Raw genomic sequence first — 15,349 nt, forward strand, 5'->3', positions numbered from 1 at the left:
GTATTCCGCCCGCTTTCGGAACGCACGCACGGTGCGCCCGAAGCGCCGCATGCGCCACTATCGAGACATGACCGGACCCACCGACCTGCCCACCCTCCCCGATGCGCGCTTCGCCGGATTGCTGGAGGAAGCCCGCGCGCTCCAGACGAAAACCGTAGAGCTCCGCCGGGAGATCCACCGGAATCCGGAGCTCGGTCTCCACTTGCCGAAAACCCAGGCCTCGATCAAGGCCGCCCTCGAAGGCCTGCCGCTGGAGATCACCGAGGGCAGATCGACCACCTCGCTGACCGCCGTCCTCCGCGGCGGGAAGCCCGGTCCGGCGATCCTGCTCCGCGGTGACATGGACGCGTTGCCGCTGCAGGAGGACACCGGCGTCGACTTCACCTCCGACGAAGACGGCGTGATGCACGCGTGCGGGCACGACACCCATGTCGCGATGCTGGCGTCGGCCGCGCGGCTGCTCAGCGAGCACGTCGACGAGCTGGCCGGCTCGGTGGTGTTCATGTTCCAGCCCGGCGAGGAAGGCGAGCACGGCGCCCGCCACATGATCCACGAGGGCGTGCTCGACGCCGCGGGCGAGCGCGTCGAAAAGGCGTTCGGCCTCCACATCTTCACCTCGGCCGCGTCCGGTGTCGTGCAGACGCGGCCCGGCCCGATCATGGCGTCGGCGAACAGCTTCCACGTGAAGGTCACCGGCAGGGGCGGGCACGGCTCGGCACCGCATCAGGCGATCGACCCGGTGCCCGCGGCGGCCGCGATGGTGAGCGCGCTGCAGACGATGGTGACCCGCAAGGTGAGCGTGTTCGACCCGGCGGTGGTCTCGGTCACCCGCATCGAGGCCGGGACGACGACGAACATCATCCCGGAGACGGCGTTCCTGGAGGGCACGATCCGCACGCTGTCCGACCGGACGCAAGCGTACGTGCGCGAGGAACTGCCGAAGGTCTGTGAAGCGGTCGGAGCCGCGCACGGCGTGCGGGTGAGCGCCGAAGTCGTCGCCGGCTACCCGGTCACGGTGAACGATCCACTGGTCGCGGCGCGCGTGCTGGAGCTGGCGGCCGAGGTGCTCGGCGCCCGCAACGCCGAGGCCATGGAGAACCCGGTGATGGGTGCGGAGGACTTCTCCTACGTCCTGCAGCGAGTTCCGGGCGCGTTCGCGTTCCTCGGCGCCCGCCCGGCCGGTGTCGAGGAGGACAAGGCGGAGGCGAACCACTCGAACCGCGTGATCTTCGACGAGGACGCGATGGCCAGCGGCGTCGCGATGTACGCCGCCTTCGCCTTGGACGCGCTGCGATAGCCTTTATACAACAGTGTTGATTTAATAGGTGCCATGAGCGATGACATCCTGGCCGTGCTGGCCGCGCAGGAGGAGCGCCTGGTCTTCCGCCGGTTCGACAACGAGACCGCGCTGGAGCTGGGCGCCCACCTGCTCGCGGCGGCACGGGACCGTGCCCTCCCGGTGACGATCTCCGTGCGCCGCGGTGGGCAGCGGCTGTTCCACGCGGCCCTGCCGGGGACCTCGGCCGACAACGACGCGTGGATCGACCGCAAGAGCCGCGTCGTCGACCGGTACGGGCACAGCTCGTTCCTCGTCGGCGAACGATTCCGCGCGAAGGGCACGACGTTCGAGGCCGGCTCCCGGCTGGACCCGGATCGGTACGCCGCACACGGCGGCGTGTTCCCGGTGCTCGTCGAGGGCGTGGGCCAGGTCGGCACCGTCGGCGTCTCGGGGCTGCCCCAAGCCGACGATCACTCGTTCGTCGTCGAGCAGCTGGAAGCCTTCCTCGCCACACTGTCCTAAGTAGACCGTCCACGGGTTGTTCACGGGTGGACGACTCCGCGCGCGCCCGTCGTGAAGGAAACGTTGGCACAGCGGGGTTTGCCTGCCCGCTGTCCGCCCGCTGACGCACGGCGAAAGCGGTAAAGGCGCCGGGCTGCTCAAAGTGGGCCAACGCCAACGGTTTTCGAACCGTGTCCACGCCCGCCGAGGGTGGGCGTGGACACGGTGACAGGTCAGAGGTCTGGCCATCGACGATCGCGGCGTGGCCCTGATGGGCGCCTCGGGGCGCGCTGACGCGCGGCGGGCGGCTGCTCACCGGACGAAGCCGGCGGGACCATGAGCGCGAAAAACGATGTCTGGCCGGTGCTCCTGTCTCCGATCGAAAGCTCTCGACCGGATGGAACCGGGGGAAATTTCCCTCGATGTCTCCGACTGTACGCCAGATCATGCTGCTTCGGTGAATTGCTTCCGCTCCGCCGCCGTGGGACGCTGGGGGAAGACCACGGATCGACCGTGGCGTGTTGTGGTACCAGTGCCCTTTCTCGGCCTAACCAGACCCCTCCGGTTTTCTGAGCCCGTTGCTGGATCGCCCACTTTCACGAGACCAGAACGGTGTGATTCCCATGACCTCCACACAGACGAGGCAGGGCAGCGACTTCGCTGACCTGTCCGCCCTCGTCAAGGACGTCGGTCTCCTCGACCGGCGGCACAAGTACTACGCGATGAAGATCGCCTTGAACCTGCTCGCTTTCGCGGGCGGCTGGGTCGCCTTCGCGCATCTCGGCGACTCCTGGTGGCAACTGTTCCTCGCCGCGTTCTTCGCGATGATGTTCACGCAGCTGTCCTTCATCGGCCACGACGCGGGACACAAGCAGATCTTCCGCGGCCGCAAGGCGAACGACATCACCGGTTTCGTCCACGGTGGACTGACCGGGCTCAGCTACGGCTGGTGGATCGGCACGCACACCCGTCACCACGCCAATCCCAACCACGAGGACGAGGATCCGGACGTCAACCTCGCCGCGCTGATCTTCACCAAGGCCCAAGGCACCGAACGGCGTGGTTTCCTGCGCTGGATGGCGAAATACCAGGCGTTCCTGTTCTTCCCGCTGCTGTTGCTGGAAGGCCTGAACCTGCACGTCTCGAGCGTGACGGCGATCTTCCAGCGCGGCTTCAAGCGGCGGAAGCTCGAAGCCGCGCTGATGCTGGCCCACGTCGCCGCCTACCTGACAGCCGTGTTCGTGGTCCTCTCGCCCGGTGTCGGCTTCGCTTTCATCGCCGTGCACCAGTGCCTTTGGGGCGTGTACATGGGCTGCTCGTTCGCCCCGAACCACAAGGGCATGCCGACGCTGTCGGCCGGGCACAAGCTCGACTTCCTGCGCAAACAGGTGCTCACCTCGCGCAACGTACGCGGTGGCCCGGTCGTGGACTTCGCGCTCGGCGGGCTCAACTACCAGATCGAGCACCACCTCTTCCCGAGCATGGCGCGGCCGAACCTCAAGCACGCGCAGGTGATCGTGCGGGAGTTCTGCGCGAAGCACGGCATCGACTACGCGCAGTGTGGCTGGGCGGCGTCCTACGGGTACGTCCTCCGGCATCTGCACGAGGTAGGGGCGCCGTTGCGCGGTCACCCGGTGGCGGCACGATGACCTCCGTCCGCTCCCTCGGCGACGTGGCCGAGCCCGCCGCCGACGACCGGTGCCCGAACTGCCCGCATCCGCTGTCCGCCCACGACGCGATCGCCCGCCGCTTCTGCACCGCGACCGCGGCCGGCGGATTCAGCCGCGGCTGCACCTGTGCCACGAAACCCGAAACAACCGAATAGAGGATCACCATGAACGCCGACACCACCCCCGTTTCCCGGTACGAGATCCGGGTCGACACCGTGAAGAAGATCGTGAACGAACACACCGACCTCGACAACGAGGCCGCGTTCGCCCTGGCCGTGCACATGGTGCGGGCGCTCGACACCGTTCCGGAGCCCGTCCGCTAGCGGTGTGGCGCCGGTTACCCGCGCGTTAACAAGGCGTCAGCGAGCCCCCGGAACGCGTCAGGGACACGTTGGCGGCGCGGCCGGGCCGGGTCGATCGGAGTTGTGCTGATGAGGCACTGACCGATCGACGCGGAGGTAACCGTGACGCTCAGCGAGCTCCTGCCCAGCCTCGGCTGCGAGGCCGCCGACCATCTCGAACCCGGGGTCTGGCCACGGAGCACCCGGCTCGGGGACGGCGGGGAACTGCTGTTCGCCGGCGCGCCGGTGTCCCACCTCGCCGCGAGGTTCGGGACACCGGCGTACCTGCTCGACGAGGACGAAGTCCGCCAGAACGCCCGCGCGTACCGCCGGGCGCTGCCCGACGCCGAAGTGGCGTACGCGAGCAAGGCGCTGTGCACCCGCGCCGTGCTGCGCTGGATCGCCGAAGAAGGACTCTCCCTCGACACCTGCTCGGCGGGCGAGATCGCGGTGGCTCGGTCGGTCGGCTTCCCCGCCGAGCGGATCCTGCTGCACGGCAACGCGAAGACCCCCGAAGACCTCAAGGCGGCGCTGTCCTACGGCGTCCGCCGCATCGTGGTGGACTCGCTCGACGAGATCGAGCAGCTCGGCGCGCTGACCACCGGCGCGCAGCAGGTGCTGATCCGTGTGACCCCCGACGTCGCGGCGGGGACGCACGCGGCGATCACCACCGGCACCGAAGGCCAGAAGTTCGGCTTCTCGCTGCGAGAGGAGGTCCGCGACAATCTGGGCCGGGCCGTCTCCGCGGTGCTCGCGCAACCAGGGCTCCGCCTGGCCGGTCTGCACTGCCACCTCGGTTCGCAGGTGTCACGGGTCGATTTCTACGAACTGGCCGCCCGCAAAATGATCGGGGTGCTGGCCGCGCTCCGCGAAACCCACGGCGTCACTCTGCGGGAACTGGATCTCGGCGGCGGGCACGCCGTGCGTTATCTGCCCGGCGACACGGGTTTCGACATCGACGGATATGTGCGCCGTCTGCGTGTCGCGCTCGCTTACGAATGCTCTTCGCACGCTTTCCCGTCGCCGAAACTGACGATCGAGCCGGGCCGCGCGATCGTCGGCCCGGCGGGGATCACCGTGTACCGGGTTTGCGCGGTGAAACGCGGTTCGCGCACCTTCGTCGCCGTCGACGGCGGGATGAGCGACAACGCGCGGCCCGCGCTCTACGGGGCGGCGTACACCGCGCGCCTGATCGGCAGGCGCAGCCGGGCGGCACGGCGGCCGATGACGGTGGTCGGACGGCACTGCGAATCGGGCGACGTCCTCGCCGACGGGCTCTCGCTCCCCGACGACGTCCACCCCGGCGATCTGCTCGCCGTTCCGTGCACCGGGGCCTATCACCACTCGCTCGCGTCGAATTACAACCTCGTCGGCAGGCCGCCGGTCGTCGGCGTCTCCCGCGGTACCGCGACCCTGCTCGTCCGCCGGGAAACCGAGGAAGACCTGCTGAAACGCGACCTCGGCTGAAGTGCCGTCCGAAAACCTCGGCACTTGGCCGGTCGTGCGACAGAATCCTCGGCTCGAAGGCATCGGAAAAGAGAATCGCGACAAACAACTTAACGGCGGTAGCATTCTGGACATTGATCGATACGCTGCGCGACAAGAATCACATGCCGAAACAAAGGGAGGGACGGCATGGGTGACGAACCACGCGCGCAGATGGAGCAGCGCACACCTAGAGGTTTGGACAATACCGATCGGACGTTGATCGCTTTACTGCAAGTCGACGGGCGGGCCTCGTTCACGGCCTTGGCCAAGGCCGTCGGACTGTCGGAGGGCGCCGTGCGGCAGCGGGTCCAGCGGCTGCTGCGGGACGAGACGATGCAGATCGTCGCGGTCACGGATCCGGCGAACGTCGGGCTCGGCCGTCAGGCGATGGTCGGGATCAGGGTCCACGGCGATCCACGAGCGGTCTCCGACCAGCTCTCCGGATTGCCGGACGTCCATTACGTCGTGCTGACCGCGGGAGGCTACGACCTGCTCGCCGAGGTCGCCTGCCGGGACGACGAACACCTCTTGAGTGTGCTGAACGACGACATCCGGCCCATCCCGGGTGTCGTCAGCACCGAAACCTTGGTCTACCTGAAACTGGCAAAACAGACATATGCCTGGGGCAACCTGACCCGATGAACGCGCCAACCGCGCCATGAGCGGTCCGTTCCCCGCGAATTTCGCGAGAACGGACCGGTCATGGCACGCGGGTGGGAGTCAGACACAGCGCAGGTACGCGTCCGGGGTCCGCCGCCGGGTGTCGAGCCCGCGCAGCACGGCGGGCAGCGTCCCGCTGTACAAGACCCCGAGCCGCTGCGTCGCCCGTGTCAGCGCGACGTACAGTTCCGCCTCACCGCTCGGACCGTCCGCGAGGATCCGCTCCGGCTCCACCACCAGGACCGCGTCGTATTCCAGCCCCTTGGTGGCGGACGCCGGCACCGTGCCCGGCACGCCCGGCGGCCCGATCACGACCGAAGTCCCTTCACGCGCCGATTCCTCGCGGATGAACTCGGTGACGGCCGCTTCCCTGTCCCCAGTGTCCACTCCGGACAGTCGACGGGCCCACGGCCGCACTCCGCTCGACCGCACCGAGTCCGGCGGAACGGCACCGGGCGCGAAACTCGCCAGCAGCGAGGCCGCCACCGCCATGATCTCCGACGGCGTCCGGTAGTTGACGGTCAGTTTCCGGTGGACCCACCGGTCGGCGACGTACCGGGAGAGCATCGCGTCCCACGACCGCGCGCCGGACGGCGACCGCCGCTGCGCGAGATCCCCGACGACGGTGAACGACCGGCTGGGACAACGCCGCATCAGCACCCGCCAGTCCATTTCGGACAGTTCCTGTGCTTCGTCGACCACGACGTGGCCATAGGTCCATTCCCGGTCGGCGGCGGCGCGTTCGGCCAGCTCCCGGTCGTCGCGTTCGGCGAACCGGTCCGCCAGCTCCTCCGCCATCAGCAAGTCCGTCGGCCGGAGCGCGAATTCGTAATCGTCGTGGTCGTCCTCGACCTCGACGATTTCCAGCACCCGCTCGGCGTATTCCTTCCGTGCCAGCCGCTCCCGTTCCGCCGCCCGGCGTTCGGCGGTGCGGTCCCGGCCGAGCAGTTCGACGGCCTCGTCCAGCAACGGCACGTCGGACACCGTCCACGCGTCGGCGTCCTCGCGGAACAGCGCCGGATCGGCCCCCGCCGCCCGCAATCGCTCCGGCGAGGCGTAGAGGTCGGCGAGCAGCCGCTGCGGCGTCAGCACCGGCCAGAGGCGGTCGAGTACCGTGCGGAGCTTCCCGCTGGCTTCCAAGTCGCGCCGCGCGTTCTTCACCATCTCCGGGCGCGTGTGCTCGTCGTCGCGCGGCAGCCAGCCCGCGCCGAGCCGATCGACCGCGCGCTTGGCGAGCGCGGCGATCACCTCCCGCTCGAAGACGGGCCGCGCCTCGTTGTGCAGCAGGCCGCTCTCCCTTGCCACCGCCCGCGCGGCGGCCACGATCTCGGCGTCCAGCGGCACGGTGACGTCGTCGAGTTCGATCGGCTCGGCCTCGGCCGGTAGTTCCTGCCGGTCCGCCACCGCCGCCGAAAGCACGTCCAGGATCGCCAACGAGCCCTTGAGCCGCTGGACCGGTGGCGGGTCCTCGCGTTCGGTGCGCAGCCCGGCGACGAGGTCACCGGTCGTCGCGAAGACGACGCTGGTCTCACCGAGCGACGGCAGGACCCGGCCGATGTGGTCGAGGAAGCCGCTGCTGGGCCCGACCACGAGCACGCCGCGGCGTTCCATGCGCTCCCGTTTCGTGTACAGCAGGTACGCCACCCGGTGCAGCGCCACCGCCGTCTTCCCGGTGCCGGGGCCGCCCTCCACGACCACGACGCCCGCGTGGGCCAGCCGGATGATCTCGTCCTGCTCGGCCTGGATCGTCGCGACGATGTCCCGCATCCCCTCGCCACGTGGCGCGTTGACCGCGGCCAGCAGCGCGACGTCACCCCGTTCCCCCGTCGATTCCGGACGGCCGAAGACCTCGTCGGTGAAGTCGAGCACGTCACGCCCGAGGGTGCGGAATTGGCGGCGCCGGGACATTCCTTCCGGGGACGCGCCCGTCGCGCAGTAGAACGCGCGCGACGCCGGCGCCCGCCAGTCCAGCACCAACGGTTCGTAGTCGTTCTCCTCGTCGAAAAGGCCGATCCGGCCGACATACCTCCGCTCTCCCGAAAGGGCGTCCAACCGGCCGAAACAAAGGCCCTCGTCGGCGATCTTCAGCCTGGCCATCTCATGCGCCTTGGCGCCGACCGAGACCTCACGGTCGGAAAGCGCGAGGCCTTCTCCCCGCAGCGCACCGGCATACGCCTCCTTCACCCGCGCGCGTTCGGCGTCCAGCCGCCCGTAGAGCGACGCGACATACTGCCGTTCGGACCGCAATTCCTCGTCGTACTGCTGGTTTGACAAGTTCCCCTCACAGCGGTTAGACTGACAACACATTCGGCGTACTGATCAGTGATTCTGGTTCAGGCGCCGATTTTCCATTGTCCACCACTTGTCAAGAGGGGCCGGTATTCCGCCGGAAACGGCGGTGCGCGACAATGGTGACAATGGTGACGAGGATCCACCATTACCGCGCACCGTCCGGAGCATTCAGCCGAGCATGAACTCGCGCGGGTCCAGCGCCCTTCCCACCACCCGGACGTCACCGAGCCAGCCGTGGAACGCCTGCTCGACGATCGAGTCGTAGGCGTAGGCGCCGATCAGCCAAGAGCCGCCGGGGTTCGCGATGCCGGTGGCGGGCGTCTTCGGATTTCGCAGCACCGGGCAGCCGTCGACGTAGAGCGTCGTCCGCCTGCCGTCGTTGACGGCCGCGACGTGGATCCACTCCTGCAACGCCAGTTCGTGCCCCCAGCAGGTGGAGATCCCGTTCTGGTTCACCGGGAACACCGCCCATTGGACCGCGGCACCGTCCGAAAAGGACAGTGTGGCCGACGGTTCTCCCGGGTCGTCACCGGTTTTGCCCGCCTTGCCGCCGTCACCCTGCCTGCCGAAGATCGCGGCCCAGGAATGCTTGCCGTCCTTGAAATCCGCGGGCAGTTTCACGAACGCCTCGACGGTGTAACCGCGGGCGAAGGTCTCCGCGTTCATCGGCGCGGAGTCCACCGTCCGCAGATAGCCACCGCGAGCCGGTTTCTTGCCGCCGTCGAACCGGAGGCTCGACCTCGACGGCTGCCGCCGGGAGAACTCACCGGAGAACCGCAGCGTCTCGGGCGCGCTGCCGGGCAGGGTCACCCGGACCAGGTCGTTGCCCCGGCCCGAAAGGTCGCGGACACCGCCTACAGCGCTGACAGGCGCGCCGTCTCGGCCTTCGAACCGCCAGTAGGCCACGGTCCCGCGGATCAGCTGCCGTTCGGCAGGCCGCGCGGGCGGGATCGGGACCGGCGCGAAAGCGGCGAACCTCGACTCGAAGTCGATCTCCAGGCTGAAGTAGTCCGCCGGGCCGGTGCGTTCGATCTCCCGCCGTTGCAGCTCGTTCAGCCGCGGCGCCTGGTCCGCCAGCCACGGCGAGAACGTGCGGACGTCGATCACGTTCCGCGCCAGGTCGAACCGGTAGAGCCGGATCATCGCGCTGCCACCGTAGTAGCGGTCCTGGTAGTTGGTGATGTGCAGGTGGACGTCGTTGCCCGCGTTGTTCCGCTTCACCGCGCGGCCCGGCGGCCAGAAGTGCCCGTTGAGGGTCAGGAAGATCTGGTCGTTCCCGGTGATCAGTTCGTCCCACACCTTCTGCCCGAACTCCGAGAACCGAGCCTGTCCGGCCTCGTCGGCCCATACCAATTCATGGATGGTCAGGATGGCCGGAAGCCGCGGATTCCGCGCGAGCACCGACCGTGCCCACTCCAGCCCGCGCGCCGACGGCCGCCAGTCGAGCGCGAGCAGCAGCCACTCACGCCCGCCCGCACGGAAGACGTGCTGACTGTGGTAGCCGTCGGGGCTGGCACCGCGGAAGGTCCGCGATCCCCGTTGCCGCTGCGGTCCGAACGCGTCCAGATACGGTGTGCGGCCGCGCTGGTCGTCGGTCGAGGAGTTGACGTCGTGGTTGCCGGCCAGCGTGCTGTATGGGAACCGGCGCCGGTCCAGGTGCTGGAACGACCGGCTGATCTGGTCGAACTCGCCAGGCTGCCCGTTTTCGGTGAGGTCGCCGAGATGCGCCAGGAAGACGATGTTCTCGTCGCCACCGGTGACGTACCGCAGGGTGGCGTCCAACGGCGCGGGGTCACCGCGGTCGGCGTCGAAGAGATACTGGGTGTCGGGCAGGACCGCGAGGGTGAAGCGGCCGTCTTCGGCGTCCGGGCCGTGGTGGCCGAAGGTCGCCGAAGCCGCGGGGGCATCGAGTGCCGGCAACGCGGACACCGCCGCACCCGCGCCGAGCAGGCCCGCACCGCGCAGGAAGGTCCGTCTGGAGGAATCGTTCACGGCCGCAACCTACGGTCGGGGAGGCAACGCGTCCCGAACCGCGGATGAACACTCGCCCCGCTCGGTGCTCAGTCGCCGTTGCGATCGATCTTCTTCGGTACCACGAACCACATGGCGAAGAAGAGCACCGCCGACACCGCGCCGAGAATCGTCATCGAAATCGGGCCGTAGACGACCTTGGCGATGAGCGCGACCGTGGTGACGATGGCGGCCGCGAGGAAGCCGAGCCCGGCCAGGACGGAACGGTTGCCCACGGTGAGGATCCGCTCACGGTTGCCGGTACGGAAAAGCAGCCGGTGCCACGCGGCGGGCGCCGTCAGCAGCACCGTCGAACACACCGTGAGCAGGACCGCGGTGAGATGGATGGCTTTCTCGAACCCGCTCGCCTCGTGGAACTCGTCGGTGAACACCACCGTGAGCAGGAAACCGAAGAGGATCTGGACGCCCGCCTGCGCGACTCGCAGCTCCTGCAGGAGCTCACTGACGTTGCGGGTCAGGCGTTCGTTCTTCGTCTCGCCGGTGTGCTCGACCATTCAGCGGCTCCAAGACCATCGGTTGACGCCTGACCTTTTCGTGCCAGCCGAGCGACGTCACTGACGCGACCACCACGGCAAGGCCCAGCCACTGGGTACCCGACAAATCGGCGTTCAAGCACAATACGCCGATAACGGCGGCCGTGACGGGGAACGCCAGCTCGGCCAACGTCGCCCTGGCGGCGGGTGTCGACCGCAGGCCGACGTAGTACAGGCTCAGCGCCAGCAGACCGGGGACCAGCGCGAGCAGGGCGAGGCCGAGCGCGTTGTCCCAGCCGACCGCGAACTCGCCGCCCTGATAGGCCACGATCCCGGCCGCCACCGGGAGGCCGACGGTGAACCGCAAGGTGGTCACCTCCTTCGGCGCCAGCTCGGTGGACAGCAGCCGTCCGAGCACCGTTCCCGCCGCCCACAACGCGGCCGCGCCGATCGCCAGCAGTGCCGCCTTCGCCGCGGCGAGCTGGATGTTCAGCGGATCCTTGAACGCCAGCAGCCAAGCACCCAGCAGTGCCGGGATCGCGAAGAAGGCGTATCCCGGGCGGACCCGCTCACGGAGTACGAAATACGCCGCCAGAACGGCGAAGACCGGCTGGAGCTTCTGCAGTACCAACGGCGTCACCGGGTCGCCCAGTTTGAAGGCCGCGGTGAACATCGCCGTCGCCAGCGCGGAAGAGCCGCCGCCGATGGCGAGCACGGCCAGCCATTCGCGCGGACCGCAGCGGCGCAACGCCCGGAAGGCGCCGGGGATGAACGGGCTCAACACGAGCACCACGAGCAGGTGCTCCCAGAAGACGACCGTGGCCGCCGGGAGCGCCTCGGCCAGCGGAAGCCGCAGAAGCCCGTCGGTACCCCAAAGAGCGGCGGCGACCGCGACCAGCCAAGTGCGATCCGGAGGATTGGTACTCACATTGCCTTCCATCCCTGCCCGCGCGGCGAAGCGCGGTGTCTACGCGCGCACTCTGCTCATAGTTTGAAAATGATCGCCCAACGGGGTGACCGCTCTGGCGTGTCCGATTCGTGCGGACTAGGCAGGGGGCATGCGCCCCATCCCCACCCTCGCCCTCGTCCTGTCCTCGGCCGCACTGGCCCTGACCGCCGGCGCCGGCCCGGCCACCGCCGTCCCCGGCTCCCGCGTCCACGTGATCACCGCCAAGAGCGGCCTCACGAGCTACAAACCGGAACTGGTGCCGCCCGGTGCCCGCGCGCACGTCTTCGGGCTGACCTCCAAGGCACACGGCACCTCGACCGCGGTCCTGGTGACCGGGCTGCTCCCCAACCGCGAATACGGCGCCCACGCGCACACGAAGCCGTGCGGTGCCACCGGGGACCTCGCCGGACCGCACTACCAGAACGTCGAAGACCCGGTGAAGCCGTCGGTGGACCCGGCCTACGCCAACCCCCGCAACGAGATCTGGCTCGACCTCACCACCGACGCCACCGGTCGCGGCGCCGCCGTGTCCAAAGTGGACTGGACATTCACCGACCGGCGCGCGAACTCCATCGTGATCCACGAAACGCATACGCACACCCACCCCGGTCACGCCGGCACCGCGGGCGCGCGGCTGGCCTGTGTGACCGTCGGTTTCTAGAAGCCCCAAACGCGCTCGGGCCGGATCCTGATCCGGACGTGGTACTCCCGATCGAATTTCGGGACGTCGTAGTCGATGGCGGGGTAGTGCTTCTCGTACTTGTCGAGGAAACCCGGCTGCTCCGACGCGAGACCGTCCGGCAGGATTTCGGCCTTGCCGCCGATCACCAGGATCGAGCCGCCGTGCTCGTCGCTGTTGAAGTGGAGGCTGACCTCGGGATTGGCCTCGATGTGCCGGGTCTTCGCCGTGTCCGGCCTGCTGAAGACGATGACGTCGTCACCGTCGAGGACGAACCACACCGGACGGGGCGAAGGGCGTCCCTTCGGGCTGATCGTGGTCAGCCAGGCGACGTTCTCCTTCGCCCGCTCGGCGAGCCGCGGGTCGGGTCGGTAGCTCATGCACCGACCAACCACGACCCGGCGGCATTTCTTCCTCGTCCGCTCAGCGGGACGCGACGAGTTTCGCGTAGCGCGTCCCGGCACCGAGCAACACCAGCCCGGCGAGCAGGAACGCGGCGACCCTGGCGAGACCGTCGAGCGCGGAGAGGTCGAACAGCACCAGCTTCAGCACCGCCGCCCCGACCAGTACGAACCCGATCACCCGCAGGCTGACCGCGGAGATGCCGCGGATGAGCAGCACCAGCGCGGCGACCGTCCAGGACACCGTGATCACGACGTGGCCCACCAGGAAACCCGGGCGGCCGGGAACGGCCAGCAACGCGCCGCACAGCACCAGCGCGCCCGCCCCGTAGAGCCCGCAGACCCCGGCGAAGAGCCACGGCACCACGTTCTCCGACGCGGCTTTGAACAGCCCGAGCCGGTGCGCGACCCACGGAAGCGTGATCGAGACGGCCAAAATCGCGGCGGCCACGAGCAAAGCGGCGGCGAGGTCGGCGTCCGAACGGTTCCGGATCAGGAAGAAGAGCGTCGGCGGGACGTCGAAGGCCAGCGCGATCATGCCACCGATGACGGTGAAACCCAGCCCGCCGAAGAACGCCACGTGTTTCTTCGTCCACAACGCGACCAGAGCAAGCAGAACGCCTTCGCCGATGAGGAGCGCCGACCGGGCACTGCCGTCGAACAGCGTCATCGTCGTCTGCAGGGCCGCGAGGAGCCCGGCGGCACCCGCGAGGTCACCTGTCCAGCCGTCGAGCCATTGCCCGGCCGCCCACACCGCGAGCAGCACCAGCGCCACCGACGCGGTGACGAGCACGGCCGGGGTTTTCGGCAGGAACAACGCGGCGAGCAACGACGGCGCCGGCGCGACGGCCAGCAGGGCGAGCGCGGCGGCGTCCCCCGACCGCTTGGCCGTGACGATCAGGGCCAGCGCGAGCCCGACGCCGCCCGCGGCCAGCGCGGCGGCGCTGTTGGCCGTGCTGCCACCGAAACCGGTGAACGCCGTGCTGAAGACCGACGCGACCAGCGGCGGGATGCCGGCCGTGACCGCGACCGACGGCCACGACTGACGCAGCTGCACCGGCGTGGAAGCGACCTGGACCACCACCAGGAACGCGACCAGTTGCGGGGTGAAACCCTGCGTGATGATCGGCGCGCAGACCACACAGCCGAGCACGACGGCCGTCGCGAGCAGCGAAGACTTCCACCGCACGGCCAGCAGCAACCCGCCGACCGCGATCAGGAGCCCGATCGCGAGACCGGCGTAGGCCGGGAGGTACTCGTACATCGTCGTCGCGGCGATGGCGTCGAGGTACAACGCCCCGATCCCGGTCGCGGCGAGCGCGAACGCACCCGTGCGGCCCGCCGGCGTGCGGTGCAGGCGCAGCCCGATCCCGACCAGCGCCGCGCCGAGCACGGCACCGCCGAGCACCCGAGGCAACGGGCCGAACCAGCCACGCTGGATCGCGAGTACGAGGAACAGCACGACCCCGAGCAGCGTGACCGCGCCACCGATCCAGGCCAGCAGCCTGCTGCCGGCGCCTTCCTTGCTCAGCTTCTCGCCGAGCGTGACCTTCGGTACCGGCTGATACGGGCGGTAGGGCTGCTGCGGCGGGTGCGGCTGCCGGTACTGCTGCTGCCACTGCGCGTACTGGGCCTGCTGGTAGTGCTGCTGGTAGTGGGCGTGCTGCTGATACTGGGGGTGGGGGTACGGCTGCTGCGGCACCTGCGGCTGCGGCGCCTGCTGGGGCTGCGGCGGTACATGGGGTACGGAGTGCTCGGCCTGTGGCTGCTGGACCTGGGGCGGCGTCTGTCGCGCGGACTGCTCGGTTTGCGGCTGCTGGGCCTGGGTTGACGCCTGTTGCGCGGACTGCCCGGTTTGCGGTTCCTGCTGCTCGGCCTGCTCTCGGGACCCCTGCTCGGGCGTCTCTTCGGCCTTCGGCTCCACTTCGGACCGGACGGTCCGCAGCTCCGTACCGACCCGCGCGAGGCGGGCCCCAAGGTCGTCGATCTCCCCGGCGAGCCTGAGGAGCACATCCCCATCGGTGGTCATGGCGATCAGCATGCGGCCTGAGCCCCGCAGACGGATCCGTAGCACTACTCAATCGTGATGACGATGTGGTCGCGACCTGCAAGATCATCGCGATCGAGCCCACCTCCGGAGCGCTCGCAGAAGGTCGATGTACCGGGAGCCCGGCCAGTCGGCATGTAGAAGTACAGCTGGAAATCCCCCGCCTGCCAAAGCAGGAATCCGGACAGCCGAACCTGGCCGCTGGTCTGGATGATCAGGTCCGGATCAGGACTGCCGACCGTGTACAGACGCGCGGAAGGGCGTTCACGGAAACGGATTCCGCCACCTTCACAAGGGACTTGCCGTCCGCGGCCTGTTCGGCCTGCTCCAACACGTCGGCCGTGGACGACGGCAGCACGTCGAGACGCGTCACAGGCGCCACGCGCCAGTTCGCGCCGGGCGCGGTGAGCCGCTCACGGACGACGTCCTCGATCACCTGCATCACGAGGGCCATCTCCGACAACGCGCGCTTCCTCAGGTTGTCGACCGAGGCGGATACACCGTCACGTGCCCGATGTCATGCCTTCGCACCACGTCG

General features: G+C 68.9%; 16 protein-coding genes. 8 read left to right on the forward strand and 8 right to left on the reverse strand.

Translation table 11 applies throughout. The features are described from left to right. Positions 1–67: 67 nt before the first annotated feature. From P3102_RS35790 to P3102_RS35820, 7 genes are all read left to right on the forward strand, one after another. A complete protein-coding gene (locus P3102_RS35790; RefSeq protein WP_276365077.1) occupies positions 68–1,297 on the forward strand; it encodes a M20 family metallopeptidase in 1,230 nt (409 codons plus the stop codon). Between the two features lie 33 nt (positions 1,298–1,330). Beyond that, the gene (locus P3102_RS35795; protein WP_276365078.1) at positions 1,331–1,801 is read left to right on the forward strand and encodes a heme-degrading domain-containing protein; all 471 of its coding nucleotides are present in this window, start codon (positions 1,331–1,333) and stop codon (positions 1,799–1,801) included. A gap of 602 nt (positions 1,802–2,403) precedes the next feature. Continuing rightward, the gene (locus tag P3102_RS35800; RefSeq protein ID WP_276365079.1) at positions 2,404–3,429 is read left to right on the forward strand and encodes an acyl-CoA desaturase; all 1,026 of its coding nucleotides are present in this window, start codon (positions 2,404–2,406) and stop codon (positions 3,427–3,429) included. Next, positions 3,426–3,605, forward strand: a complete 180-nt coding sequence (locus P3102_RS35805) for an RGCVC family protein (RefSeq protein ID WP_276365080.1) — start codon at positions 3,426–3,428, stop codon at positions 3,603–3,605. The genes P3102_RS35800 and P3102_RS35805 overlap by 4 nt, the downstream gene beginning before the upstream one ends. 9 nt (positions 3,606–3,614) lie before the next feature. Beyond that, entirely contained in the window at positions 3,615–3,773 is a 159-nt protein-coding gene (locus tag P3102_RS35810) for a DUF6307 family protein (protein WP_276365081.1), read from the forward strand. Positions 3,774–3,914: 141 nt separating this feature from the next. Further along, positions 3,915–5,258 carry a diaminopimelate decarboxylase gene (gene lysA, locus P3102_RS35815; RefSeq protein ID WP_276365082.1) on the forward strand — a complete coding sequence of 448 codons (1,344 nt, stop codon included), beginning with the start codon at positions 3,915–3,917 and terminating at the stop codon, positions 5,256–5,258. A 168-nt stretch (positions 5,259–5,426) separates the two neighbouring features. Then, on the forward strand, positions 5,427–5,921 hold the full coding sequence (locus P3102_RS35820) for an Lrp/AsnC family transcriptional regulator (RefSeq protein ID WP_034314503.1): 495 nt from the start codon (positions 5,427–5,429) through the stop codon (positions 5,919–5,921). A 78-nt stretch (positions 5,922–5,999) separates the two neighbouring features. On the opposite strand, the gene helR is transcribed toward P3102_RS35820, so the two are convergent. From helR to P3102_RS35840, 4 genes are all read right to left on the reverse strand, one after another. Continuing rightward, complete coding sequence (gene helR / locus P3102_RS35825; RefSeq protein WP_276365083.1) at positions 6,000–8,213, reverse strand: RNA polymerase recycling motor ATPase HelR; 2,214 nt, start codon at positions 8,211–8,213, stop codon at positions 6,000–6,002. Between the two features lie 186 nt (positions 8,214–8,399). Continuing rightward, positions 8,400–10,223, reverse strand: coding sequence for a LamG-like jellyroll fold domain-containing protein (locus tag P3102_RS35830; protein ID WP_276365084.1), 1,824 nt, complete (start codon positions 10,221–10,223; stop codon positions 8,400–8,402). A 68-nt stretch (positions 10,224–10,291) separates the two neighbouring features. After that, positions 10,292–10,756 (reverse strand): DUF6328 family protein, encoded by a 465-nt coding sequence (locus P3102_RS35835; RefSeq protein ID WP_276365085.1) that lies wholly within the window; start codon positions 10,754–10,756, stop codon positions 10,292–10,294. Beyond that, on the reverse strand, positions 10,701–11,663 hold the full coding sequence (locus tag P3102_RS35840) for an EamA family transporter (RefSeq protein ID WP_276365086.1): 963 nt from the start codon (positions 11,661–11,663) through the stop codon (positions 10,701–10,703). Before P3102_RS35840 ends, P3102_RS35835 begins: the two co-directional genes overlap by 56 nt. A gap of 130 nt (positions 11,664–11,793) precedes the next feature. Here P3102_RS35840 and P3102_RS35845 point away from each other — a divergent pair, with 130 nt between their 5' ends. Continuing rightward, a complete protein-coding gene (locus P3102_RS35845) occupies positions 11,794–12,345 on the forward strand; it encodes a superoxide dismutase (RefSeq protein ID WP_276365087.1) in 552 nt (183 codons plus the stop codon). On the opposite strand, the gene P3102_RS35850 is transcribed toward P3102_RS35845, so the two are convergent. From P3102_RS35850 to P3102_RS35865, 4 genes are read right to left on the reverse strand one after another with little or no spacing between them, the layout of a single operon-like run. Continuing rightward, positions 12,342–12,743, reverse strand: coding sequence for a TIGR03667 family PPOX class F420-dependent oxidoreductase (locus P3102_RS35850; RefSeq protein ID WP_276365089.1), 402 nt, complete (start codon positions 12,741–12,743; stop codon positions 12,342–12,344). The genes P3102_RS35845 and P3102_RS35850 overlap by 4 nt on opposite strands. A 43-nt stretch (positions 12,744–12,786) precedes the next feature. Further along, the gene (locus P3102_RS35855; protein WP_276371496.1) at positions 12,787–14,805 is read right to left on the reverse strand and encodes a DUF2339 domain-containing protein; all 2,019 of its coding nucleotides are present in this window, start codon (positions 14,803–14,805) and stop codon (positions 12,787–12,789) included. A 32-nt stretch (positions 14,806–14,837) separates the two neighbouring features. After that, on the reverse strand, positions 14,838–15,089 hold the full coding sequence (locus tag P3102_RS35860; protein WP_346660209.1) for an undecaprenyl diphosphate synthase family protein: 252 nt from the start codon (positions 15,087–15,089) through the stop codon (positions 14,838–14,840). Then, the gene (locus P3102_RS35865; RefSeq protein WP_276365090.1) at positions 15,026–15,274 is read right to left on the reverse strand and encodes a hypothetical protein; all 249 of its coding nucleotides are present in this window, start codon (positions 15,272–15,274) and stop codon (positions 15,026–15,028) included. Before P3102_RS35865 ends, P3102_RS35860 begins: the two co-directional genes overlap by 64 nt. Positions 15,275–15,349 lie beyond the last annotated feature (75 nt).

Origin of the sequence: Amycolatopsis sp. QT-25, from assembly GCF_029369745.1 — a bacterium.
Classification (GTDB): Bacteria; Actinomycetota; Actinomycetes; order Mycobacteriales; family Pseudonocardiaceae; genus Amycolatopsis.